Below are 24,222 nucleotides of genomic sequence, written 5' to 3' on the forward strand. Positions count from 1 at the left end.
TTTTAAAGCAGCGACTAAATGGCCTCCAACCTTGCATAGGCTAATACTAACCACTTCGCCCCGGCTTCTTCAAACTGCACCTGAACCCGGCTCTGTTGCCCAGAACCTTCGTAATTTAGCACGATGCCAGCACCAAATTTAGGGTGGGAAACTCGCTGACCAAGGTTAAAGCCACTGTCATCAAACGCCGCTTGCTGTAACTGATGAGAAAAACGCCCTTGCGGCACGGGTCGACTCACGGCGGTATTTAAACGCACCTCATCAACACAATCACCCGGCAGCTCACGCAAGAATCGCGACGGTGGATGGAACACCTCTTTCCCCCATAGCCGACGACTTTCGGCATGACAAAGATAGAGTTTGACCATGGCCCGAGTCATCCCAACATAACAAAGCCGTCGTTCTTCTTCGAGACGCCCCGACTCTTCAGCCGATTGCTGGCTAGGAAACATGCCTTCTTCCATTCCCACTAAAAACACCATGGGAAACTCTAAGCCCTTAGCGCTATGCAGTGTCATTAGCTGCACCGCCGCTTCGTCGGCCTCGGCCTGATTATCACCAGCCTCTAGTGCTGCATGCGACAAAAATGCCACCAATGGAGAAAGATCTTGGTCAGCTTCCATCTGAGTAAATTGCTGAGTCGCGGTCACCAGTTCGTCTAAGTTTTCGACCCGTGCTTGGGCCTTTTCGCCTTTCTCCGCTTGATACATCGCCAACAAACCGGAGCCTTTGATCACATAGTTGGTTTGCTCGCTCAACAACATTTCTTGGGTTTGCAGCTTGAGTTGCTCCAACAATTGAACAAATTGTTTCACTGCATTCGCCGCTCTGCCCGACAGCGCGTTTTGTTGCAAACAATAATCCACCGCTTGCCATAAACTCAACTGCTGTTCCCGAGCAGCCTGACGCAATAACTCGATGGTACGCTGGCCAATGCCACGGGTCGGCGTATTTACGACCCGCTCAAAGGAGGCGTCATCATGAGGGTTACTGAGTAAACGTAAATAAGCCAGCGCATCCTTAATTTCCTGACGTTCGAAGAAGCGTAAACCACCATAAATCCGGTAAGCTAAGCGCTCCTGCATTAAGGCATCTTCAAGTACCCGAGACTGGGCATTATTACGATATAAAATCGCACAGTCAGATAAACTGACGCCATGTTCTTCGACGCGCTGCTGGATCCGAGCCACCACAAAACGAGCTTCATCAATATCGTTGAAGGCGGTATAGATGGAGATCAGTTCGCCTTCTTTATCTTCGGTCCACAGACTCTTGCCCATCCGTCCCTGATTGTTTTCAATCAGTTGATTCGAAGCTTTCAGAATATTGGCGCTACTACGATAGTTTTGTTCCAAACGTATGGTATTAACTTGCGGCACTTCCATTTCGAAACGCTGAATATTTTCAATCTTCGCTCCGCGCCAACCATAAATCGATTGATCATCATCCCCCACAATAGTGATGTGATTGGCATCGGTGACTAACAGCCGTAACCAAGCGTATTGTATGGTGTTGGTATCTTGGAATTCGTCCACCAAGATATGCCGGAAGCGCTGCTGATAGTGCTGTAAGATATGCGGTTGTTTCAACCATAACTCATGAGCACGCAACAAGAGCTCGGCAAAATCGACTAAACCCGAGCGATCACAGGCCTGCTGATAGGCCTTATAGATTTCAAGATATTGACGCTCAATGGGATTATGACTGTAATCCACATGCTCGGGGCGCTGCCCCTCATCTTTACGTCCGTTGATATACCATTGAATTTGCTTGGCTGGCCATTGTTTTTCATCTAAGTTCATCGCTTTAATCAAGCGCCGCAATAAACGGTATTGATCATCAGAATCGATGATTTGAAAATCGTCAGGCAAATTTGCATCACGATAATGAGCACGTAACAAGCGGTGTGCCAAGGAATGAAAGGTTCCCAACCACATACCTTGGAAGCGACTGCCCACCAGACTCTCCACCCGCGAACGCATTTCAGCTGCCGCCTTATTGGTAAAAGTTACCGATAGAATAGACAAAGGAGATACATTCTCGACCTGCATCAGCCAGGCAATGCGATGCACCAATACACGAGTCTTACCGCTGCCAGCGCCTGCCAGAATTAGCATATTACTTGGGGCAGCAGCGACGGCTTCGCGCTGCTTATCATTGAGGCCGTCTAACAGCTCAGAAATATCCATGGTGCTCTCTTTAGGGGGAAAAACACCTGTATATTATAACAGGTGTTGCAGTTGTGCCAGTTGGCTTATCTCGATATCCGGTAAAGTACTCAATCGGCTTGATGCTTGACCCGCTTGATTGAGCCAAATCGAACGATAACCAGCCTGTACTGCGCCAACAACATCGGTGACAGCATGATCACCCACATGGGCAATTTGGCTCGGCTTGAGTTGTAAAAGCTGACTCGCGCGCTGATACATATCCAATGCAGGTTTGGCTCGAAGGCCTGAGCCCGCTTTCAGGGTCACTTCAAATACCGCCGCTAAACCAATCCGCTCGATATCAACATTTCCATTGGTGATAGCCACTAAGCGGTAACGTTTAGCCAAACGCTGCAATAAAACAAGATTGTCATGCGGTACCACAAAATCACTGCGCACCGCTAAAAACTGCTGAAAAATTTGTTCACTTAACAACTCGGCCTCCCTCAAACTGAGTCCGTGCTCCTGAAAAGCCAAGCATAACCAAGCTTTACGGCAAGCGCTGACATCTTCCATTAAGTGAGGCGCGTCTTTTAGCACCCGGCGCCTGTATTGCTGCCATTGGCCCGTCGTTAAATGAGCCGTGGCATGAACCTGCGCTTTAAGATAAGCCATCAACCATTGTTCAGCGCGTTGGATATGCGGCCCATTGAGATAAAGTGTATCGTCCAGATCGAAAGACAAGGCCTGAACAGGGGACCAACTACGGTAAAAAATCATCGCCTCTCTCTCACTTAAGATTTGCGTTTGGCGCGAGGGTGAGCGGCATCATAACTACTCGCTAAATGAGCAAAGTCCAAATGAGTATACACTTGGGTGGTGGACAAATTGGCATGGCCCAGCAACTCTTGAACCACTCTTAAATCACCGCTGCTTTCTAATAAATGCGTCGCGAAGGAATGGCGTAACTTATGCGGATGGAGGGTACTGCTTAACTGCATTTGTTGCGCCCAATGCTGCAAACGCTTTTGTACTGTACGATGCCCAATCCGTTGTTGACGAACACTCACAAACAAAGCCGGCTCTTCTTCATCCATGACCAACAAGCGCCGTTGACGTAACCACTGTTTCAGTGCCTGCTCGGCCTTGCCACCAAAAGGCACTAAGCGCTGTTTATTGCCCTTGCCCGTCACTAATAGCTGGCGTTGCTTAAAATCAACGTCGCCAATGTTTAAATTAACTAATTCGGCCAAACGGATCCCGCTCGCATAGAGCAGTTCCATCATCGCCAAATCGCGACAACTGACCAAATCGTCGCCTTTCATCGATAATAGTTGAGTGAGCGAATCCACATCGAGGTTTTTCGGTAAGGGCTTCCCCTGTTTCGGCGCAGAGATACCAACCACCGGATTCAAATCGACTTTATGTTGCTGTAAGAGGTAGTGAAAGAAGCTACGCAAGGCCGATAGTTTATTGGCCATAGAACGTGCGGAAAGACCAGAGGACTTCAATTTCAGTAAAACAGCACGAATAATTTTACCATCCACCGTTTGCCACGAGGGACAACCCAAATTTTGTATCAATTTAAGCTGCTGCAGTAGACTACGCTGATAACTACTAATCGTCGCAGGGCTATAGCGGCGCTCCACCTCAAGATGGCGAAGAAAAGCGCTGATATCATCCTGCATATCGATACTTACTCCACTTGCTGCAACGGAACTAAGCGCTGCAACAAACTGGCAATCACCTGGCATAATTGAGTGAGTAACAAACTATCCATACCCGCGATATAGTGATCAGCATCACGACTGGCAGCAATAAAGAACCCCAACTCAGCATTGTGACCCAATGGCATCAGCGCCACCGAGGCTATATCCTCGCTCTCATCAAACAATAACTGCAACTCTCCCTGGGTCAAACGACCAAAATAATGGGGATGTTGAGTCAGTCTAGTAACCCGGACTCGTTCAATCTGTTCCTGTTCAATGCCATATTCAGCGGGTAATTCATCCAAAGAGAAACGCTGTTGACTTAAACGTAGTGAAACACTTTCCACCCCAAGATCATCAACTAAAGCACGACTTAAGCGATGCTGTAACTCAGCAAAGGAATCGCAAGCCATCAAGTCGGGCAACAGATCGACATAAACATGAAAAATCCGTTCGTTGAGACTCGCCACCGCCATTAAATCGGTGATTTCCTGCTCTAAATCCAAGACTTTATCGCGTAAGCGTTGTACCTGTAATTCGACCAGAGACACCGCCCCTTTTTCTTTATGCGGTAAGCGTAATTGTTTGACTAAGCTGGGATGACGGACGAAAAAATCGGGATTGTCGAGCAGGAATTCCACCACTAAACTTTCGTCAATCAATAGCGGTTGTGAAAGATCGAACTCACTCATATATGCACCTGACCATCAAACACCATCACTGCGGGCCCGGTCATCTTGACTGGTTTACCCTCTCCCTGCCAATGAATACGTAAACGCCCCCCAGGAAGATCGACATTCACCGTGTCGGCTAATTTCCCCTGTAAACGTCCCACAACCATCGCCGCACAGGCACCTGTACCGCAGGCTAGCGTTTCGCCAACGCCACGTTCAAAGACTCGCAGTTTAATGTTGTTCTCATCGATAATTTGACTAAAACCGACATTCACTTTCTGCGGGAAGCGCTCATGACTCTCCATGCGCCGACCCAGCGTGTCTAAGGGCGCTTGTTCAATGTCATCCACTTCAATCACGCAATGCGGATTACCCATAGACACCACGCCAGCAAATACGGTTTGCTGTTGATCACGTAAAATATAGGTTTTCTCGGCCTTCTTGGCTTTAAATGGCACTTGACTAGGTTCCAATATCGGCTCACCCATATTGACCGTCACCTGCCCATCAGCTTCCACATGAAGAATGATCTTACCCGACTTCGTGCTCACCCCAATACTACGTTTATTCGTCAGGCCTTTGCTCACCACAAAACGAGCAAAACAACGCGCCCCATTGCCACATTGTTCAACTTCACTGCCATCGGCATTAAAAATGCGATAATGAAAATCCAAGTCAGGATCATAGGGAGGCTCAACCACTAAGAACTGGTCAAAACCAATCCCAAAGTTACGGTCGGCCAAGCGACTAATAACATCTTGATTAAAAAAAACGTTTTGAGTGACATTGTCGATCACCACAAAATCATTCCCCAAACCTTGCATTTTAGTGAAGTTGACTAACATTCGCTTATCCTTCAGGCAACAGTGATTCACCAGCCCAAAGAGATACCAGAGCCTCACGCTCACGTATCAAATGGGATTGCTCACCATCAACCATCACCTCTGCTGCCCGACAACGCGAATTATAATTTGAACTCATGGTAAAGCCATAAGCTCCTGCAGAGCGCACCGCAATATAGTCACCCGCTTCAATGGCTAACTCTCTTTCTTTGCCAAGAAAATCACCGGTTTCACAAACGGGTCCAACCACATCATAACAAACGCTGCTTAGGCCCGGACGTTGCAGCACTGGCACTATCCGCTGCCAAGCACTATATAAAGATGGACGAATTAAGTCGTTCATTGCGGCATCAATAATCGCAAAATTTTTACTAGCCGCCATTTTCAAGAATTCAACCTTCGACACCAAAATACCAGCATTGGCCATAATCGCACGACCCGGTTCAAATAGTAATTTTAGCTGACGTTCGCCAAGACGTTCAACCAAAGCACTGGCGTAAGCGGCTGGCTCTGGGGGCGTTTCATCATCATAATTGACACCTAAACCGCCACCAACATCGAGGTGCTCAATCACAATACCTTGCTCAGCCAAGCTGTCGATCAATGCCAACAACTTATCGATAGCTTCTACAAAAGGTGAGATTTCAGTTAACTGAGAACCAATATGGCAATCCACACCCACCACATTTAACGCAGGCAAGCTTGCCGCATAAGCATAGGCCTGAGGTGCTTGCTCAATGGCAATCCCAAATTTATTTTCTTTTAAACCGGTAGAAATATAAGGGTGAGTCCCAGCATCGATATCGGGATTAATCCGTAAAGAAATGGGTGCCACTTTACCCAAGCGCTGAGCAACCTTGCTGATCCGAGCTAACTCAGGCTCAGATTCAACATTAAAACAGTAAATACCATGTTCCAGCGCGTCCGTAATTTCTTGCTCGGTTTTTCCTACGCCAGAAAAGACTACCTTACTTGGGTCACCACCGGCTTCGATAACCCGAGCTAACTCGCCACCGGAAACGATATCAAAGCCAGACCCCATCCGAGCCATCAAGTTCAACACTGCTAAATTAGAATTAGCCTTTACTGCATAGCAAATCAAATGAGGCCGTTCACCAGCAGCCTTATCAAAGGCTTGCCAATGACGTTCAATCGTCGCCCGCGAATAAACATAAAGTGGCGTCCCATAATGTTCTGCTAAATCAGCTACCGAGCATTGTTCAGCTGTTAATTGCTCGTTTTGATAACTAAAAAAATCCAATGATCTGTCCTTATTGTGTTGCAGTGTTTAGTCTGCTGGTGTTGCTTGCTCGACGGTATTCGGCGTCGTCTCGTCTACCGTTTGCGGATGCGTTAACGGTCCTTTTTGACCGCAACCGCTAAGCCCGATGCTCAGCAAAATTACAGCAATTGCCAGTTTATTCATGATAAAGCCATGATTCTTTTTTGAATGCCCTCTATAATCCGCATTCGAAGCAAGAAAAGCAATAGGACAGACGATAGTGATGAATGATAGCCAGTATCACCAACGAGTCGATGAGGCCTTTGAGCGCATCGAGCAGACCATGGATAGCGATAACTTCGATATTGAGTGTGATATTAACGGTGGAGTACTCAACCTAGAGTTTGAAAATCGCAGTAAAATGGTGATTAACAAACAAGAACCTCTACATCAACTATGGTTAGCCACCAAGTTTGGCGGTTACCATTTTGAATGGCGCGAAACAGAGCAACAGTGGATTTGTAATCGGAGTGGTGTGGAGTTTTGGTCGTTTTTAGTTGAGTCGATTGCCAAACAAAGTGGTGAGCAACTCAGCTTTTAAGGCTTAGCGGCCGCTGTCAAAAACGCGGCTAGCCATCCAAGCCGGAGAGTTAATTGCTCCGATAAGATGCAACTTGCCATTGTTCATTGACCATGACGATGTCGTAGAACTGTGGCAAGTTAAAATTGACAACCTCATGGCGAGTCCCGTATTGCTCACGCGAAGAAGTATAGAAACGATTAATCCCTTGGATCAACTCTTCCTTGCTGCCTTCAAAGTCTTGGTACATTTCTATTTGGTTATGCTCATCAACAATATAGATATTAAAACCAACATCCAGATTTTCGAAAAAGTATTGCACTAAACCTTCACTGGCGTGGGCTTCTACGACGTTCGGTACTTTCTTAGTATTACCGGCATTTAACTGCAGCGGAAGACGTTGGAGCTTGTTATTCGACAGCTGACGATAAAACTCGACCCCGTTTTCCAATTTTTTAACCGAGACTCCGCGATCTTCAATAAATAAACCGTACTTTTCGTTTCCTAACACAATCGTTTTAACAATCCGTTTATCCTGCGGTTGCAAACGGCTCTTAATACTTTCCACTAATAGCTGTTTAAAATTACTACCAATTTGCTCTCGTAGGTTGGCGCTGTAACAAAATACGTCGATGTGCTCGGGGATATTTGCATCACGATGCATTTTACCTAACACGGTAGTCAAGGCATCGACCACGGCACTATCACCAACAAAGTGTAGGGTTCGGATTTCGTTCCAAGTATTGCGATAAACCAAATCAACCGAGCCCACCAAACAATCTGAGTCTCGGCCAAAACTGAACACATCGGTGGCGGTCGCATCAAACTCAATTACCTTGCCGCCCCAATTCGCAGTGGGGTCTTTCTCCAGATTAATAAACACCCCTAAGTGACGGATTTCACAGGGACGAGTCAGTGCTAAATTACTAGCAGCTTCAACATTCACCGGAAAAGCTCGGCGTAAGTCATAAGCAAAACTGGTTAATGTATCCAGCGTTAAATCGCCTTCAAGCTGATGTAAACTCAATTCCGTTTGATCAGTTTTCAGTTGGTTAAAATAGCTCCATGCCACCAGTTTAGAAATATAACTGGCATGCTCTAGCGACGCCTGACCGACAATAGCGAGTCCCTGCAGCGGCTGTTTATACAAATACCAACCTTCCGCACAACTATGCCCCTTGGGCACGTGGATAAAACTAAGGTTAGCTTCAGAGAGGTCGGGAGAAATTTGCGGATTAATGAGAGTAACTTTGCCCGGTAAACTTTCAAAGGCAGCATACAGCTTACGTGACAGAATGCCGATATCTTCGGGGTTAATCGACTCACTAATGTCATTACGTCGCGCAAAACGAATCAAGTTACGATAACTCAGCATTAAAGCATCCAGCAACTCGCTGTGCGCCTGTCTTACATCTTGCACCTTCCAGGCACGACGTAAATTAAGATGTTCAATTTTTTGCTGAGACCAAGCCCATTGTTTGACCAGCTGGGCCATAAAACGCTGCTGCCAAGTCAACGAGCTCACATCCATGAGAGCGCTCGGTAAAGGATTACATTCACTGTTTTTTAGATAGAAACAGCGCCGTACTAAATCAAGACGGGCCTCATCTTCAATCGACTCTAAATAATTAGTCACCTTATTCAGCATCAAGTAATAAGCGTCATGTTCTAGAACAAATGCTTTGCAGTGTTGCATCAAGCATTTCGCTTCAACAGCCAACAAGCTTGGTCTTGGATAGTCTGCGGAATAAGCTTCCATCAATAAGGTTTTTAATACGGCTTTATAAGGAGAGTCGATCCCCTTGTATAACTGCCACAAGCCTGAACCAAAATACTCTTCGGCAGGAATGGTATCTAAGCCACCCAAATCCAACCATTGTTGATGGTTAAATACACCGCTCTCAAATTGCTGTTGTACGAAACTGTCGTAACTTTGCTCGATATCACATGGCACAGCAAACCAGACTAATTGCTTCCCCGCCAAGGGCAGAGCCGTGCGATAAAATTCGTCGAGTAATAACAAGTGCTGGGCGCTACCACAATTATCCTTGGATAACTCACTAATCGAACCAGTTTTAAACTGATTGTCCTTCACCATGAAAAAGTTAAGCTCAACCCCTTGATGCGCAGCCCAAGCCGATATTTGACTGCACTTCTCCGCCAATAAACGAACTCGCTCACTCGCCAACTGATGTGCATGGCACACCCAAATATCTAAATCACTGGATTCTGTTTGGCCCACCGTAGCGGTGCTACCCATGGAGTAAATACCCAAAATTTCATGTTGTTGGGGTTCTGCCGGTCGACAAAGGAAATGTTGCTGGAGATAAATAAAATGGCGAGCGCTCGACTCAAATTGACAGATACCACTCGGCACTTCACCTTCAATATAGCCCGGTATGCAAGGATCCGAGTAATGCAGCATTAACGGCAACAGTTCAAATATCTGCTGCGCGGCAGCAGGCATAGTCTGGAGTGCCAGCTGCTTACGATGCTGATTAGATCGGGTAACCTTCTCTAAGAGAGAGGCAATGGTGTCTTGCAAAGTAAAATTTACCTATCGATTAATGAATAATTATTAGATGAAATATAGGCACAATAAAGTGTGATCATCTTAACAGTTAGTATAATAGCGGTAAACATAAACGCACAATTTGTGTGCGTTTATCATGACATATATTACGCATTGCTAATTTTATGCTGAACCCTGCGGTTATTGGTAGATATTGATGCTAAAGGCGACTTGGGCAGATGCTTAAGTGGTGATACTATCGTCAGCTAAAATAATGAGGTAAGTGTTTGTGAAAATAGTCAGAATCGCGACTCGCAAGAGTCCTCTCGCGATGTGGCAAGCCCACTTTGTAAAAGCTGAGTTGGAACGCCATCACCCTACGCTGCAAGTAGAACTTGTACCCATGAGCACCCGAGGCGACAAGATCCTTGACACCCCTCTGGCTAAAATCGGTGGCAAAGGGCTGTTTATTAAAGAATTGGAAGTGGCTATGCTAGAAGGCCTTGCGGACATTGCGGTACATTCGATGAAAGATGTCCCCATGGAATTTCCTGAAGGCTTAGGTCTGCACTGTATTTGTCAACGAGAAGATCCTCGAGATGCCTTTGTTAGCAACCACTTTACCAATATCGATGCTTTACCTAAAGGCGCGATCGTCGGTACCTCCAGTCTACGCCGCCAATGTCAACTGAAGGCGCAACGTCCAGACCTCATCATTAAAGACTTACGTGGTAACGTGAATACTCGTTTAGCGAAATTAGATGCGGGTGAGTTTGACGCTATCATTCTTGCTAGCGCGGGACTATTACGACTCAAAATGGTAGAACGGATCCAGGCGTATATTGAACCAGAGCAAATACTCCCAGCTGGAGGGCAAGGGGCTGTAGGCATCGAATGTCGCAGTAATGATCGTGAATTGCTAGACTTGTTGGCTCCCCTCAATCATCCCGAAACGGCCCTCCGTGTCGAAGCAGAGCGAGCGATGAATCGACGCCTAGAAGGCGGTTGCCAAGTCCCTATTGGTTGCTACGCGGAGTTGGCAGATGGACAATTATATATCCGTGGTTTAGTTGGTGCTATTGACGGTTCTGAGATCATAGAAAAAGAACTTCGAGGCAAAGCTAGCGAAGCTGAGCAACTCGGTCTAGCCCTTGCCGAGCAATTACTCGATGCTGGTGCCGCTGCTATTTTAAGGGCCGTCTATCAACCATAAGGAACGATGGTGCCATTACTCATTACCCGGCCGCAGCCACATAATCAACGCTGTGTTGAAACCCTCGGCGAACATGGCTTTTCAGCCATCGCTGCACCGATGGTTGAAATTATTAGCAGCCCCGAGCTAGCGCGGCTAAAACAAGTACTGAGCTCTACAACGCCGAACGGGCTGATCGTGGCTGTCAGCCAATATGCGGTAGAAGCCTGTCAACAATGGTTAGAACAACAACAATTAAGCTGGCCAAGATCATTACAATACTTAGCCGTGGGCAAAGCCACTGCGGAATGCTGGCAACAATATGGGGTGAAGGCATCAGTGCCAAGTCGCCAAGACAGTGAAGGCATGCTACAACTCATCGAACAGCAATTTCCCGGATTAGATCAAGCGACCATTTTGCGCGGCCAGCAAGGACGAGATTGGCTCGCGCAACAGCTCCAAACCCGAGGTGTTAAAGTCACTTATTTGAGTTGTTATCAACGAAAATTAATCACTTATCCACAGCAACAACTTGAACAATGGCGCTTGCAGATCAACACTATTGTTGCTACTAGTGGTGAAATATTGAAACATCTGACTACCCTTATGAGTAAAGCAGAGCAACTTGAGTGGCTGCGAGAGTGCCATTTATTAGTCCCAAGTCAACGCTTGCTTAAATACGCTCAAAGTTTGGGTTTTATGCACATTGTACTGTGCGACGGCGCATCGGATAAAGCATGTATCGAAGCTTTAAAGCAAATACTGCCATCTGCAAGGAATGAAAATGACCAAAGATAAACAATCAGAGAACCAAAATCAGGTTCCATCCCCTAGCGATACAGTGAAACACGCCAAGCAAACGGCGGCGGAAAAAATGCCTAAAACAACCAGCCAAGCAACGCCGAACAATAAATCAACCAAGCTATTGGCCATCGCGGCGATCCTGATCAGCATCGGCCTAAGCGCGGGTGTTTATTGGCAAACTCAACAACAGTTACAACACGCAGATAGCCAAATACAACTCTTAAAAACTAGCCTCTCAGCCAAAGAGCAAAGTTTAGTCAGTGCCGTCGCAACCAACAGCAGTCAATTTGAAACATTGAAGCAACAATATGGCAGCCAGCAACAGTCTCTGGTGAGCCTAAAAACCCAGTTGGAACTCACTGAACAACATCGTAAAACCATTGAACATCAACTGGCCTTGCTCAACATTAAAGATGCCAATCATTGGCGACTCAACGAAGCGAATTATCTATTACAACTGGCGGCCTATAAACTATGGCTGGAACATGATCCCAGCACCGCCATCGCACTTCTTATCGAAGCTGATAGTAGTGTCAACCATGCCAACGATCCTCACCTGTTAGCTCTGCGCCGCGCGATAAACAATGATGTGCAAACGCTCAAAGCAATTCCATTGGTCGATAAAGAGGGCATTGCTTTTACCTTAGAAAGTCTACTGCAACAAACCGAGACCTTACAGTTGGCTGAAATCGAGTTACCCGCTGCGCTGCAAGAACAAAATAATCAGCTCAGCAGTGATAGTACTGACTGGCGTGACAATCTAGCTAAAAGTTGGCGTAAATTCAGCGAAAATTTCATCACTGTGCGTCGTCGCGATGGTCAAGTCGAAGCGCTCATCGAACCCAAACACGCATGGTACCTGAAAGAAAATCTTAAGTTACAATTACAGCAGGCCGAACAGGCCTTATTCCGAGGACAAGGAGAGTTGTTTAAGGCCAAGTTACAACGCACTGCACAATGGGTCGGCAACTACTTCATGCAAAACCAACAAGCCCAGGCCATGTTGGTTGATTTGAAGCGCTTACAAGGGCTGGAGATTGTGGATCAGTTACCGGAAAAATTATCCAGTTTAGATGCCGCTGAACAAGCCATTAAAGATCGCCAACAACGGCTACAGCCTTCTCTAGCAGAAGGAGCTGAATAATGTTTAAAGTTCTGATTTTATTGGCCTGCTTAGCGTTAGGTTTAGCTCTGGGGCCACAACTTGCGGGCAACAAAGGCTATGTACTAATCGCTTTTGATAGTTACACCGTTGAGATGTCGGTGACCAGTGCACTATTTGTCAGCTTTATCTGTTTCTGTATTTTATTATTCACAATTTGGCTACTTCGCTGGCTATGGCTAAGCTTTTCTCGCAGTACTAACTGGTGGGGCGATCGACGCAAACAAAAAGCGATTAGTCATACTCAGCAAGGCATGTTAGCAATGATGCGCGGCGACTATCAGCACGCCGAAAAATTGGTCAGTAAAGCGGCCACTTATAGCAGCGCTCCAGCGTTGAATTATCTAACAGCCGCAGAAGCGGCACAAGAACAAGGACAAGATAAGAAACGCGATCAGTACTTGGAGCAAGCCACCCGCATGACCAACAATGATAGCGCGGTCCTGATCACCCAAGCCCGTTTACAAATTAAACAACAGAACTTTAGCGCGGCGCTGAATAGCATTGAACAGCTCCCTGCCGAAAGTCGTAAACAGGCTCCAGTAAGACGCATGCTATTGCAGATTTTACCCGAATTAGGTCAGTGGCAAGCTTATGTTGAATTGCTTCCTATCGCATATAAGGCCCAGTTGCTTGAAGACTCGCATTACCAAGTTGAATTATCACGTAGTTATCAGGCTCTATTTCTAGAGCTCGCCAATACCCAAGGCGCCGATAAAGTGGCCGCATATTGGAATGCAATGCCACGTAAACAAAAAAAATCGATGACGATTGCTGCTGCTGCCTGCCAAGCTTTAGTCTTATCCGGCGATAGCGCTGCGGCTTACCAATTACTCGGTGACTTACTCAACAAACATCACGATCCCGAGCTACTCGCAGTCGCAGCAAAATTACAGCTCAGCGACCCTTATCCGCTATTACAGCAACTGAAAGGCTTATTACGTAAATCGCCAAATAACGCAGCCTTATTAAACTTGATCGCACAATTACATCTGCAGCAACAACAATGGCCTGAAGCGAAAGATTACTTTGAGCAAAGTATTAATATTGTCGCCAGTCGCGAATCTTACCAAGGCCTCGCCGAAACCTATCGACAACTGGAAGAGCCGCAACAAGCGATGGATTACTATCGTCAAGCCTTGACGATGTAGTTTCGTCAACCTAAAAAGGCGAGCATGTGCTCGCCGCTTATGCCCAACAAACCACTAAATAAATTCGTAGGCATCGCCATGCAATTGTGCCAAGGGTAAGCCTTGTTCAACAAAGGCGCTCCGGGCTACATCGGCCATTTCAAAACGGCCAGCAATATACACTTCTAAATTGCTCATATCCGAAAAGTCTTCTAAAACAGCTTGGTGCACCAGGCCTTTTTTTCCGGTCCATTGTGGCACAGCATGCTCTAATACCGGCACAAAGGTCACCTGATCTAATTCTGCCCACTGATAAGCCAACTCATGTAAGTACAGCCCCCCTAAATTGCGGCCACCCCAATATAAGTAAATTTGCCGCTCTTGCTCACTGTCGATCAGATGCTCAATAATAGACTTCGCATAGGAGAAGCCCGTTCCGCCAACCATGATCAAGACCGGACGTTGGCAATTATCATCGAAACCAGCATGCCCAAAGGGCATTTCAATTTCTATTTCACCACTGCTTTTGAGCTTATCGATGACTTGTCGGGCGTAAGGGTTTCCTTCAGGCGCACCGATGTGTAGCTCATACACTTCACTCTGCTCTGGCGAACTGGCTAATGAAAAGGGTCGCTTATCATCTTCCGCCATCACAATTTGTAAGTACTGACCAGCGATAAAACTTTGCGATTCTTCTGGATGTAATTCGACATTAAAAATGTCATCTAAAATCGGTGCCACCGATGCAACCTTACAGCTAATGCGCTTCATATTTTCCCCTTTTAATCTTCTCGATCTCATGTATCGCCTACTTCACCAACGATACAACCGGTTAGCCTAACAGATATAAATCCCCTTCCCTGGGTACTAAACGGAAACGTTTAGTACGACAACCGAAGCTAAGCAAGTCAATGACGGGTTGGCTGCAAAATTTAAGCAGGCAGGAAATTAATTTGCAATGACTCAGTATAACCCTTTACGCCATCAATGTAGTGTCCGTATATTTAACAATTAGTCTATGCCTAATTGTTGCCAAATACTATCCACGCGCTGTTTCACTTCTGGCGTCATTTCAATTACTTCCCCCCACTCTCGAGTTGTTTCACCGGGCCATTTATTGGTCGCATCGAGACCCATTTTTGATCCTAAACCGGAGATGGGCGAAGCAAAATCTAAATAATCAATAGGCGTGTGATCGATCAAAGTGGTATCGCGACTCGGGTCCATGCGCGTGGTGATCGCCCAAATCACATCCTGCCAGCAGCGTGCGTTCACATCATCATCACAAACAATTACAAACTTGGTGTACATGAATTGACGCAAATAAGACCATACCCCTAACATCACTCGTTTGGCATGCCCCGGATACTGTTTCTTAATGGTAATCACTGCCATACGGTAGGAGCAACCTTCTGGCGGAAGGTAGAAATCAACAATCTCTGGAAATTGCTTTTGTAAAATCGGCACAAACACTTCGTTCAAGGCGAGCCCAAGTACAGCGGGCTCATCTGGCGGGCGTCCAGTGTAGGTACTATGATAGATCGGCTCCTGACGCATGGTGATGTGGGTGATGGTGAACACCGGAAACTCATCCACTTCATTGTAATAACCAGTATGGTCACCATAGGGCCCTTCCAGTGCATTGTCCCCCGGCATCAGGTAGCCTTCTAAAACAATCTCTGCACTCGCGGGCACCTCTAAGTCATTACTAATACATTGCACTGTTTCGGTTCGACTACCACGTAATAAACCCGCAAAAGCATATTCTGAAAGCGTATCCGGTACCGGTGTCACAGCACCTAAAATCGTCGCCGGATCGGCTCCCAAAGCAACCGCCACCGGATAGGGCTTGCCCGGATTCAGTTCTTGAAACTCACGAAAATCGATAGCGCCTCCGCGATGAGAAAGCCAACGCATAATCAACTTATTTTTGGCTAACTTTTGCTGACGATAGATACCCAGATTTTGTCGTTTTTTATAGGGACCGCGGGTAATGGTTAAACCCCAGGTAACCAAAGGTGCCACATCACCCGGCCAACAATGTTGGATCGGCAATTTATCTAAATCAACCTCATCGCCACTCCAGACCACTTCCTGACAAGGTGCGCTGCGTAGCTTCTTGGTGGGCATGTTGAGTACTTGCTTAAAAATCGGCAACTTTTCCCAAAGTTCTTTCAGCCCTTTAGGTGGCTCAGGTTCTTTCAAATAAGACAGCCAGGTTCCCACTTCACGCAAGGCTGATACCGACTCTTGCCCCATGCCTAAAGCAACCCGCTCCGGAGTACCAAATAGATTGCCTAATACCGGCATACTATGGCCCTTCACATTTTCAAATAACAAGGCTGGACCGCCGGCTTTTAAGGTACGGTCACAAATTTCGGTCATTTCGAATTCAGTCGACACTTCAACGGTAATCCGTTTCAGCTCGCCGCGCTGCTCGAGCAAACCAATAAAATCTCGTAAATCTTTATATTTCATTCAATTAACCTAGTGATGCAAGCCAAAACTGGCCCACTACTGTGATTGCATTTCAATCATAACCATTGCCGCGAGTTCTTGATATTCAGGATCCCGATACTGAGTCAAAATGAACTGCGCAGCTGGAGGGTAATTCTGACCTAAGCGAGCTATCGCACTATAAGAGAAATACAATAATTCAGGATTCTCGGCAGCACCTTTCAACAGCTCAAAAGCCTGTTCCGCTGGCCATTGGGTGCGTAACTTTTCTAATAAAGACACACTGTATTGATCCATCGGTAAACCTAGCACCTCGCGAATCGCTTGGCTAGAACCGGAACCAACGGCCAAAGCAACCACCACGTGATTATCCGGAAAATACAACTGGCTGGGCATCGTTTTGCGAACATGCAGTAATTGTGGAGCATCCAACTGGGATAAGGCACGGATCAAATCTAATTGCTGTTCCAGCAACAATGGATTGTTCTTACGGAATACCAAAGACCATTGAAATTGATCGTGTAATAACTCACTTAAGTAGAATTGTGAACGCTCAGCGGAGAGCTGATTCAAAATAAGACTACGCGCTAGCGCTGGGTAATCATAAGTCGGTCGAATCACCTCGTAACCATCAATCACCGCCGATTCTCGAGTCAACGGGCGCTCCGCAGCAAGCTTTAATAACCAATTTTTTAAGGTTTGATTGGGTACATGGTGGTTTTGATGTAAATAACGCAAGCTTTCATACAATAAAGCTTCACGATGTTCAGGAAGTAATTGAGGTAATAAATCAATCACCCAAGCGGGCTGATTTTGCATCAAAGCATCAACGCTTCGAAGTAAAATAGTTAACGGTACTTGAGGGTGAATAGCTGAAGAAGGAGGATTCGGACCTTGCTGTTCGGCATGGGCAAGTAGCGGGTAACTAAGGATTAAAACAAACAGTAAGCGTTTTATCATCGGAAATGAAACTGGCCGCGGTTGCGGCCAGTTTACGCCTATTTTTTCTGGGCTTTCATCGCATCGAAAAACTCATCATTAGTCTTAGACATTGAGAGCTTATCAATCAAGAACTCCATCGCGCCTGTTTCGTCCATTGGATGCACAATCTTCCGTAGGATCCACATCTTCTGCAGTTCATCACCACTAGCAAGTAACTCTTCACGACGAGTACCAGAACGATTGATATCAATCGCTGGATAAACACGTTTTTCGGCAATCTTACGGCTTAAGTGTAATTCCATATTACCGGTACCCTTAAACTCTTCGTAGATGACTTCATCCATTTTTGAGCCGGTATCAACCAGGGCGGTGGCAATAATAGTTAAGCTGCCACCTTCTTCAACGTTACGCGCAGCACCAAAGAAGCGCTTCGGACGATGGAGCGCGTTGGCATCCACACCACCGGTAAGTACCTTGCCTGAAGAAGGAATCACGGTATTGTAGGCTCGCGCTAAACGAGTGATAGAATCAAGCAGAATAATCACGTCTTTCTTGTGCTCAACCAAACGCTTGGCTTTCTCAATCACCATATCGGCAACCTGTACATGACGGCTTGCAGGTTCATCAAAGGTAGAAGCAATCACTTCTCCGCGAACCAAGCGTCGCATCTCGGTAACTTCTTCTGGACGCTCATCGATCAACAACACAATCAGCTCACACTCGGGATGATTAAAAGCCACATTTTGTGCAATATTTTGCAGCAACATGGTTTTACCCGCTTTAGGAGGCGCAACAATCAAACCACGCTGCCCTTTCCCTATCGGAGAGGCCAAATCTAAAACTCGTGCAGTAATATCTTCTGTGGAACCATTACCGCGTTCCATGCGCATCCGTTTAGTGGCATGTAAAGGCGTAAGGTTTTCAAAGAGGATTTTGTTACGAGAGTTTTCAGGTTTATCGTGGTTTACTTGACCAATCTTTAGCAAAGCAAAATAACGCTCACCTTCTTTCGGCGGTCGAATCTTACCTTCCACGGTATCACCAGTTCGCAGGTTAAAACGGCGAATTTGGCTAGGCGAAACGTAAATATCATCAGGGCCAGCCAGGTAAGAACTGTCTGCACTGCGCAAAAAGCCAAAGCCATCCTGCAGAATTTCGAGAACACCATGTCCAAAAATGGCTTCCCCGCTTTTCGCGTGAGCCTTGAGGATCGAGAAGATAATATCTTGCTTACGCAGACGGGCCAGATTTTCTAAGCCCATCGATTCGCCTAGCGTAATCAGTTCATGGACCGGGGTATTTTTTAGCTCAGTTAAATTCATAATGGTGAGTATTCAGTTTTGTCGAAATAGACTGACGGCAGAGTGAGTTAGATATAGTAGAGATGCTTACTCGACTGTTCAGTCGGCCAAGAGATAGCCTTAAATAACAGGCGTAGGAAAATTCGAAAGTAAAATTAGCACTATTGTGAAGAAAGATCCAGCAAAAGCAGGCAACGAATGTCGACCTGCTCACATAGTTACTACAGGTTTTCGTCTAAAAACGCTGTTAATTGTGCTTTAGACAGCGCACCAACTTTAGTCGCAGCCACTTTGCCATCTTTAAATAACAATAAAGTAGGGATCCCGCGAATACCAAACTTGGGCGGAGTCGCCGCATTTTGATCAATATTCAACTTACCTACGGTAACTTTGCCTGCGTATTCTTCAGCAACTTCATCGAGGATCGGTGCAATCATTTTGCACGGTCCACACCATTCAGCCCAAAAGTCTACTAATACAGGTGTGCTTGCATTTAGTACGTCTGCCTCGAAACTATCGTCACTCAGCTGAACTAATTTGTCGCTCATGTATTACTCCAAATATTCTCTGCTATCTATATAGATAATGTACCCGACTATTTGAAATGATCCGACTAATGAATGCAAGCCCAAGCTCATTCCAAGGCAATCTAAGCTACTACCAATTAACATAAGTAAATCACCAGCACAATAAAAGTAAATGTGGTGCTGGTAGTGCCAGATAGCTGTGATATGCTTACGCCATGAGCAAAGCACACTTAACTGAACTACGATTCGCCGACTTAGAGCTAGACGCTGGGGTATTAGAAGCCTTAGAACAGCACGGCTATCACAATTGCACCCCTATCCAAGCGCAAAGTCTACCGATCCTGCTGAAAGGCAAGGATATTGCGGGCCAAGCACAAACCGGTACGGGGAAAACCTTAGCCTTTTTAGTTGCCACCTTTAACCACTTGCTAACCACGCCAGTGCCTGAAGGTCGCCAACAAAATCAACCACGCGCCTTAATCTTAGCGCCCACCCGTGAATTAGCAATTCAAATTCACAACGATGCCCGTTTATTAGCCAAAGCAACTGGCTTAAAATTGGGTTTAGTGTATGGGGGTGAAGGTTATGCCAGTCAACGGGCAACCCTTGATGAAGGTGTTGATATCCTGATCGGCACCACCGGTCGGATGATTGACTATTTCAAACAAGGTGCCTTTAGCCTCAATAGTCTACAAGCCATGGTACTAGATGAAGCCGACCGCATGTTCGATCTCGGTTTCATTAAAGATATTCGTTATTTAATGCGCCGCATGCCAGAGCCCAAGCTGCGCCTGAACATGCTGTTTTCGGCTACCCTTTCATTTAAGGTGAAAGAGCTTGCCTTTGAACACATGAACGAACCGGAACACGTGATTGTAGAGCCAGAACAAATGACTGGCGTACGCATCCAGGAAGAGCTGTTTTACCCGTCCAATGACGACAAAATGGCATTACTACAAACCTTAATCGAAGAAGAATGGCCTGAACGGGCGATTATTTTCGCCAATACCAAACACCGCTGCGAAGACATTTGGGGACACTTGGTTGCCGACCAACACCGCGTTGGTTTGTTAACCGGAGATGTACCACAGCGTAAGCGGGTACAAATACTTGAACAATTTACCGATGGTAAATTAGACATCTTAGTTGCCACCGATGTCGCCGCACGAGGCCTACATATTCCCTCGGTAACCCACGTATTTAATTACGATCTTCCCGACGACGCAGAAGATTACGTTCACCGCATTGGTCGAACTGGGCGTGCCGGTTTAAGTGGTCACGCGATTAGCCTGGCCTGTGAAGAATATGTTTTCAACTTACCGGCGATCGAAGAGTACATCAAACATCCGGTGCCATTGAGTCAATATGACAGTGAAGCTTTACTACGCGATTTACCGCGAGCCCAGCGAGTTCATCGACCTAAAAGTGTCAATAGTCGCGGCGGCGCACGGGGAAGTAATCGAAGTAGCAGTAGCGGCCACTCCAAACCAAGACGCAGTCGCCACTCATAACTGAGCGCTCAAGGATGAACGAGTCAAAATCTTCGCCCCTCTATGCAGCCATTGATTTAGGTTCTAACAGCTTCCACATGTTAATCGTGCGGGAGCTCAGTGGCTGCGTACAGACCATTGCCAAGGTTAAGCGAAAGGTTCGACTCGCTGAAGGCTTAGATAAAAATAATCAACTCGATCAGGCAGCGATGGTCCGCGGTTGGCAATGCCTGAGTTTATTTTCTGAGCAATTACGCGATATCCCCGAACAACAGATCAAAATTGTGGCCACCGCAGCCCTGCGTAAGGCCGTCAACGCCCAAGTATTTTTAACTCAAGCAGAAAAAATACTCGCAAATAAAATCAATATCATTAGCGGTGAAACCGAAGCCAAAATCATTTACCGTGGAGTGGCTCACACCAGCGGCGGCCATGGTAAACGTTTGGTGATCGATATTGGAGGGGCAAGTACCGAATTAGTGATTGGTGAACAAAGCGAAACTCGGCTATTAAATAGCCTCGATATGGGCTGTGTCACCTGGCTGAAGCGTTATTTTTCAGACTCACTGAGTGAGGGTAACTTCGCCCAAGCCATTGAAGCAGCCAAAGCAGTGATTGAGCCGGTACTCAGTGATTATCGACGTCTCGGTTGGAAAAGCGCTTTAGGAGCCTCTGGCACCATTCAAGCCGTATTAGAAATTATCACCGCTCAAGGCCTCGATGAACGGATCACCTATCCCAAACTGAAAGCGATTCAACAACAAGTGATCGCTTGTGGCAAACTTGAAACACTCAATATCGAGGGGCTCAACGAAGAACGTAAACCAGTATTTGCATCTGGATTAGCAATTTTAATCGCCTTGTTCGAAAGCTTGCAAATTGAAGGACTCACCCTCGCGGGCGGCGCACTACGCGAGGGTTTAGTCTATGGTCTACTGAGTCAACAAGAAACCAGTAGCGTCCGCGCACGCACCGCTGAAAGCTTCATCAAACGCCATCACATCGATGTACAACAAGCAGAGCGAGTCGCTCATTGTGCGATTACGCTTTGCCAACAAGTTACTCCTCGTCTCAGCGATCGAGCTTTAAGCTTATTAAAGTGGGCAGCTATGTTTCATGAGGTTGGCTTGAATATCGAATTTAAAAAAGCCCCCGAGCATGCAGCTTATATTATCGATCATTCTGATTTACCCGGCTTTACTAGCGCTCAAAAGCATTTTGTCTCCAGCCTAATGCTCAATCAGCGAGGTCAGTGGCAAGCCCAGCTATTAAGCCAACAACATGCTTTAGAAAAACCAGAAGCCCTGATATTAACCCGTATGCTGCGGATCGCTATCATCGTCTGTATGCGTCGCACCGAAGGTAGCGTACCAAACATCAGCTTGTTACAGAATGAAAATGACTGGCAACTTTGTTTTCCTCCCACCTGGAGTGAGCAACACCCCTTACGCGCAGCAGAACTAGAACTAGAAGCCAAAGTACAAAGCGAAGTTGGTTATCCATTGCGGGTAATTGAGGCGCTCTGTTAAAATTCGTTACATGCTGTAGGTTAAGCTGAGAGTGCTTAAAAGGCAGCCAGCATTGATTTTAAGCAAGCCCCTTCTACTTGTTTGCCTACCGGCAAGATAGCACCGACTGAAGCGTGGCTTCCCTCGATGTACTCAGCACTATAGATAGCGGAATCATAAGACCGAATCCCGAGATCAACTCAAGCTTTAGTGCTCCGGCAATCCGATCAGATGGTCAGCAAAGCTAAGCTCACCTAAACATTCTTCTTTACCCAACGAATATCACTACAAGTACTGCGCTAATATTGACCTAAGCCGATGAGGCTGGCACTATGCGCCGCAAACCAGCAACATTTAGATCGTTGTCTCAAAAAACGTGTTACCACTGTGCTATTAAGTCGAGGAGAATACAATGCCACAACCACTCGTTGCCATCGTCATGGGATCCAAAAGTGATTGGCCAACCATGGAAAACGCCGCCGAAATACTGAGCCAACTAGGCGTAGAATTTGAAGTGGAAGTGGTTTCAGCGCACCGCACTCCCGACAAATTAATGAGTTTTTCAGCCAATGCAGCTGAACGGGGTATTCGCGTCATCATCGGTGGGGCAGGCGGAGCAGCGCACTTGCCCGGCATGATCGCTTCCAAAACCCGTCTTCCAGTACTTGGTGTGCCCGTACAAAGTAAGGCGCTTAGCGGTATGGATAGCCTGCTGTCAATCGCTCAAATGCCTAAGGGCGTCGCCGTTGGCACCTTAGCTATCGGTACCGCAGGAGCCTATAACGCAGGTCTCTTGGCGGCCCAAATTTTAGCAACCACCGATCCTCAACTAGCGCAACGCATCGAAGCATTCCGCACCGCGCAAACCGAATCGGTATTGGCGCACCCCGACCCACGTATCGCCGAGTAGTTAGGTTAACAGAATGAACAAAATTTGGATCCTCGGCGCAGGCCAACTTGGCGCCATGCTCAAACATGCCGCCCAACCACTTTGTCTGGAAGTTCGTCCGGTGGAGACCGACGAGCTTGAGCAATTTGCCATTGGCGATGACGACGTGGTCACCGTTGAGCGGGAACATTGGCCTGTCACGCCTGCCACCGAACAACTCACCCAACATCCACGATTTTTAAATGGCCCCGCTCTGGCGCAATTAGCCGACCGAGCCAGCCAGAAACGTCTACTCGATTCGCTCTCTTTGGCGACCGCGCCTTGGGTCGATGTGAAAACACAGCATAGTGCCGAGCAACTGTTCGCTGAATTAGGCGAACGAGTGTTACTCAAACAGCGCTCAGGTGGTTACGATGGAAAGGGCCAACATTGGTTAAAACAACAAGGCAACGCTGAGCAACGCGCGATTCCGCAAACTTGGTTAGATCATTGTATTGCCGAACAGGCAATCAATTTCGAAGAAGAAGTCTCATTAATCGGCATGCGTCATGCCAACGGCGAGACGGCCTTCTACCCACTAGCGATTAATCAGCATCATCAAGGCATTTTATTAGCCACCGTTTCACCTGTCGCCAGTAAAGCACCGCTGCAAAGCCAAGCCGAAGCGATGCTGGGCAAGCTCATGGAAGCCTTAAATTATGTTGGCGTAATGACCATGGAATGCTTCCAAGTGGGACAACAACTGTTAATCAACGAAATTGCGCCGCGGGTCCACAACAGCGGCCATTGGACCCAGGCAGGAGCAAGCTTAAGCCAGTTTGAAGCGCATTTGCGTGCTGTCGCCAACTTACCCTTAGTGCAGCCGTTGGTGAAAACTCAAAGCGTGATGCTTAACCTAATCGGTGTCGACTATGACCAACGCTGGCTCAGCGTACCGGGCGTAGAAATATTCTGGTATGGCAAAGAGGTTCGTCCCGGACGAAAAGTCGGCCATATCAACATCAGTATCGCCGAGCGCCAGCAGCTACTCAACAGCCTCGCCCAACTACAACCGCTGATGAGCCCGGTCTATAGTGATGCCATCGCCTGGTTAATCGGTCACCTCGACTAAAGCACGAACTAAGCCTTGTG

General features: G+C 46.8%; 22 protein-coding genes. 9 read left to right on the forward strand and 13 right to left on the reverse strand.

The features are described 5' to 3' along the window. Nucleotides 1-14 precede the first annotated feature (14 nt). The 7 genes from uvrD to lptM are packed head-to-tail and all read right to left on the reverse strand — an operon-like array spanning nt 15 to nt 6,801. Complete coding sequence (gene uvrD / locus ACRRS1_RS21550) at nt 15-2,189, reverse strand: DNA helicase II (RefSeq protein ID WP_432460444.1); 2,175 nt, start codon at nt 2,187-2,189, stop codon at nt 15-17. Nucleotides 2,190-2,222: 33 nt separating this feature from the next. After that, nucleotides 2,223-2,930, reverse strand: coding sequence for an HAD-IA family hydrolase (locus tag ACRRS1_RS21555; protein WP_432468765.1), 708 nt, complete (start codon nt 2,928-2,930; stop codon nt 2,223-2,225). A 14-nt stretch (nt 2,931-2,944) separates the two neighbouring features. Beyond that, nucleotides 2,945-3,838, reverse strand: a complete 894-nt coding sequence (xerC, locus tag ACRRS1_RS21560; RefSeq protein WP_432464025.1) for a tyrosine recombinase XerC — start codon at nt 3,836-3,838, stop codon at nt 2,945-2,947. A gap of 8 nt (nt 3,839-3,846) precedes the next feature. Beyond that, a complete protein-coding gene (locus ACRRS1_RS21565) occupies nt 3,847-4,551 on the reverse strand; it encodes a DUF484 family protein (RefSeq protein ID WP_432455458.1) in 705 nt (234 codons plus the stop codon). Then, on the reverse strand, nt 4,548-5,378 hold the full coding sequence (gene dapF, locus ACRRS1_RS21570; RefSeq protein WP_432455457.1) for a diaminopimelate epimerase: 831 nt from the start codon (nt 5,376-5,378) through the stop codon (nt 4,548-4,550). Before dapF ends, ACRRS1_RS21565 begins: the two co-directional genes overlap by 4 nt. 4 nt (nt 5,379-5,382) lie before the next feature. After that, nucleotides 5,383-6,636 carry a diaminopimelate decarboxylase gene (lysA, locus tag ACRRS1_RS21575; protein WP_432460447.1) on the reverse strand — a complete coding sequence of 418 codons (1,254 nt, stop codon included), beginning with the start codon at nt 6,634-6,636 and terminating at the stop codon, nt 5,383-5,385. Nucleotides 6,637-6,663: 27 nt separating this feature from the next. Beyond that, the gene (gene lptM, locus ACRRS1_RS21580; RefSeq protein WP_432455455.1) at nt 6,664-6,801 is read right to left on the reverse strand and encodes an LPS translocon maturation chaperone LptM; all 138 of its coding nucleotides are present in this window, start codon (nt 6,799-6,801) and stop codon (nt 6,664-6,666) included. Between the two features lie 79 nt (nt 6,802-6,880). Between lptM and cyaY the strand changes: the two genes are divergently transcribed. After that, nucleotides 6,881-7,198, forward strand: a complete 318-nt coding sequence (gene cyaY / locus ACRRS1_RS21585) for an iron donor protein CyaY (RefSeq protein WP_432456128.1) — start codon at nt 6,881-6,883, stop codon at nt 7,196-7,198. A gap of 49 nt (nt 7,199-7,247) precedes the next feature. Here the strand turns inward: cyaY and ACRRS1_RS21590 are convergent, their stop codons facing one another. Continuing rightward, complete coding sequence (locus ACRRS1_RS21590; RefSeq protein WP_432460448.1) at nt 7,248-9,722, reverse strand: class I adenylate cyclase; 2,475 nt, start codon at nt 9,720-9,722, stop codon at nt 7,248-7,250. Nucleotides 9,723-10,020: 298 nt separating this feature from the next. Here ACRRS1_RS21590 and hemC point away from each other — a divergent pair, with 298 nt between their 5' ends. The 4 genes from hemC to ACRRS1_RS21610 are packed head-to-tail and all read left to right on the forward strand — an operon-like array spanning nt 10,021 to nt 13,998. Continuing rightward, entirely contained in the window at nt 10,021-10,902 is an 882-nt protein-coding gene (hemC, locus tag ACRRS1_RS21595) for a hydroxymethylbilane synthase (RefSeq protein WP_439036020.1), read from the forward strand. Nucleotides 10,903-10,908: 6 nt separating this feature from the next. Next, nucleotides 10,909-11,679, forward strand: a complete 771-nt coding sequence (locus ACRRS1_RS21600; protein ID WP_432468763.1) for a uroporphyrinogen-III synthase — start codon at nt 10,909-10,911, stop codon at nt 11,677-11,679. Beyond that, complete coding sequence (locus ACRRS1_RS21605; protein WP_432455452.1) at nt 11,666-12,829, forward strand: uroporphyrinogen-III C-methyltransferase; 1,164 nt, start codon at nt 11,666-11,668, stop codon at nt 12,827-12,829. Before ACRRS1_RS21600 ends, ACRRS1_RS21605 begins: the two co-directional genes overlap by 14 nt. Next, nucleotides 12,829-13,998 (forward strand): heme biosynthesis HemY N-terminal domain-containing protein, encoded by a 1,170-nt coding sequence (locus tag ACRRS1_RS21610; RefSeq protein WP_432455451.1) that lies wholly within the window; start codon nt 12,829-12,831, stop codon nt 13,996-13,998. The genes ACRRS1_RS21605 and ACRRS1_RS21610 overlap by 1 nt, the downstream gene beginning before the upstream one ends. A 54-nt stretch (nt 13,999-14,052) precedes the next feature. Here the strand turns inward: ACRRS1_RS21610 and fre are convergent, their stop codons facing one another. From fre to trxA, 5 genes are all read right to left on the reverse strand, one after another. After that, a complete protein-coding gene (fre, locus tag ACRRS1_RS21615) occupies nt 14,053-14,748 on the reverse strand; it encodes an NAD(P)H-flavin reductase (RefSeq protein WP_432455450.1) in 696 nt (231 codons plus the stop codon). A gap of 240 nt (nt 14,749-14,988) precedes the next feature. Then, nucleotides 14,989-16,455 (reverse strand): 4-hydroxy-3-polyprenylbenzoate decarboxylase, encoded by a 1,467-nt coding sequence (gene ubiD / locus ACRRS1_RS21620; protein WP_432455449.1) that lies wholly within the window; start codon nt 16,453-16,455, stop codon nt 14,989-14,991. Between the two features lie 36 nt (nt 16,456-16,491). After that, nucleotides 16,492-17,394, reverse strand: a complete 903-nt coding sequence (locus ACRRS1_RS21625; protein WP_432464029.1) for a hypothetical protein — start codon at nt 17,392-17,394, stop codon at nt 16,492-16,494. Between the two features lie 38 nt (nt 17,395-17,432). Continuing rightward, complete coding sequence (gene rho, locus ACRRS1_RS21630) at nt 17,433-18,698, reverse strand: transcription termination factor Rho (protein ID WP_432455447.1); 1,266 nt, start codon at nt 18,696-18,698, stop codon at nt 17,433-17,435. A gap of 200 nt (nt 18,699-18,898) precedes the next feature. Further along, nucleotides 18,899-19,225: a thioredoxin TrxA gene (trxA, locus tag ACRRS1_RS21635; protein ID WP_432455446.1), complete on the reverse strand. Its 327-nt coding sequence runs from the start codon at nt 19,223-19,225 to the stop codon at nt 18,899-18,901. Nucleotides 19,226-19,419: 194 nt separating this feature from the next. On the opposite strand from trxA, the gene rhlB reads away from it, so the two are divergent. The 4 genes from rhlB to purK all read left to right on the forward strand — a co-directional run bounded on the left by rhlB (nt 19,420) and on the right by purK (nt 24,202). Next, entirely contained in the window at nt 19,420-20,715 is a 1,296-nt protein-coding gene (gene rhlB, locus ACRRS1_RS21640) for an ATP-dependent RNA helicase RhlB (RefSeq protein ID WP_432455445.1), read from the forward strand. A 14-nt stretch (nt 20,716-20,729) separates the two neighbouring features. Beyond that, a complete protein-coding gene (gene gppA, locus ACRRS1_RS21645; protein WP_432455444.1) occupies nt 20,730-22,223 on the forward strand; it encodes a guanosine-5'-triphosphate,3'-diphosphate diphosphatase in 1,494 nt (497 codons plus the stop codon). 391 nt (nt 22,224-22,614) lie between these two features. Next, nucleotides 22,615-23,112, forward strand: coding sequence for a 5-(carboxyamino)imidazole ribonucleotide mutase (gene purE, locus ACRRS1_RS21650; protein WP_432460454.1), 498 nt, complete (start codon nt 22,615-22,617; stop codon nt 23,110-23,112). A 13-nt stretch (nt 23,113-23,125) separates the two neighbouring features. Beyond that, nucleotides 23,126-24,202 (forward strand): 5-(carboxyamino)imidazole ribonucleotide synthase, encoded by a 1,077-nt coding sequence (gene purK / locus ACRRS1_RS21655; protein ID WP_432460455.1) that lies wholly within the window; start codon nt 23,126-23,128, stop codon nt 24,200-24,202. Nucleotides 24,203-24,222 lie beyond the last annotated feature (20 nt).

Origin of the sequence: Agarivorans sp. Z349TD_8 (assembly GCF_050870825.2) — a bacterium.
In the GTDB taxonomy this organism is placed as follows: domain Bacteria; phylum Pseudomonadota; class Gammaproteobacteria; order Enterobacterales; family Celerinatantimonadaceae; genus Agarivorans.

Bases quoted from the DNA above. Each gene is read 5' to 3' on its own strand.
- uvrD (WP_432460444.1), bottom strand. From the start codon at position 2,189: ATGGATATTTCTGAGCTGTTAGACGGCCTCAATGATAAGCAGCGCGAA.
- ACRRS1_RS21555 (WP_432468765.1), bottom strand. From the start codon at position 2,930: ATGATTTTTTACCGTAGTTGGTCCCCTGTTCAGGCCTTGTCTTTCGAT.
- xerC (WP_432464025.1), bottom strand. From the start codon at position 3,838: ATGCAGGATGATATCAGCGCTTTTCTTCGCCATCTTGAGGTGGAGCGC.
- ACRRS1_RS21565 (WP_432455458.1), bottom strand. From the start codon at position 4,551: ATGAGTGAGTTCGATCTTTCACAACCGCTATTGATTGACGAAAGTTTA.
- dapF (WP_432455457.1), bottom strand. From the start codon at position 5,378: ATGTTAGTCAACTTCACTAAAATGCAAGGTTTGGGGAATGATTTTGTG.
- lptM (WP_432455455.1), bottom strand. From the start codon at position 6,801: ATGAATAAACTGGCAATTGCTGTAATTTTGCTGAGCATCGGGCTTAGC.
- cyaY (WP_432456128.1), top strand. From the start codon at position 6,881: ATGAATGATAGCCAGTATCACCAACGAGTCGATGAGGCCTTTGAGCGC.
- hemC (WP_439036020.1), top strand. From the start codon at position 10,021: ATGTGGCAAGCCCACTTTGTAAAAGCTGAGTTGGAACGCCATCACCCT.
- ACRRS1_RS21600 (WP_432468763.1), top strand. From the start codon at position 10,909: ATGGTGCCATTACTCATTACCCGGCCGCAGCCACATAATCAACGCTGT.
- ACRRS1_RS21605 (WP_432455452.1), top strand. From the start codon at position 11,666: ATGACCAAAGATAAACAATCAGAGAACCAAAATCAGGTTCCATCCCCT.
- ACRRS1_RS21610 (WP_432455451.1), top strand. From the start codon at position 12,829: ATGTTTAAAGTTCTGATTTTATTGGCCTGCTTAGCGTTAGGTTTAGCT.
- fre (WP_432455450.1), bottom strand. From the start codon at position 14,748: ATGAAGCGCATTAGCTGTAAGGTTGCATCGGTGGCACCGATTTTAGAT.
- ubiD (WP_432455449.1), bottom strand. From the start codon at position 16,455: ATGAAATATAAAGATTTACGAGATTTTATTGGTTTGCTCGAGCAGCGC.
- ACRRS1_RS21625 (WP_432464029.1), bottom strand. From the start codon at position 17,394: ATGATAAAACGCTTACTGTTTGTTTTAATCCTTAGTTACCCGCTACTT.
- rho (WP_432455447.1), bottom strand. From the start codon at position 18,698: ATGAATTTAACTGAGCTAAAAAATACCCCGGTCCATGAACTGATTACG.
- trxA (WP_432455446.1), bottom strand. From the start codon at position 19,225: ATGAGCGACAAATTAGTTCAGCTGAGTGACGATAGTTTCGAGGCAGAC.
- rhlB (WP_432455445.1), top strand. From the start codon at position 19,420: ATGAGCAAAGCACACTTAACTGAACTACGATTCGCCGACTTAGAGCTA.
- gppA (WP_432455444.1), top strand. From the start codon at position 20,730: ATGAACGAGTCAAAATCTTCGCCCCTCTATGCAGCCATTGATTTAGGT.
- purE (WP_432460454.1), top strand. From the start codon at position 22,615: ATGCCACAACCACTCGTTGCCATCGTCATGGGATCCAAAAGTGATTGG.
- purK (WP_432460455.1), top strand. From the start codon at position 23,126: ATGAACAAAATTTGGATCCTCGGCGCAGGCCAACTTGGCGCCATGCTC.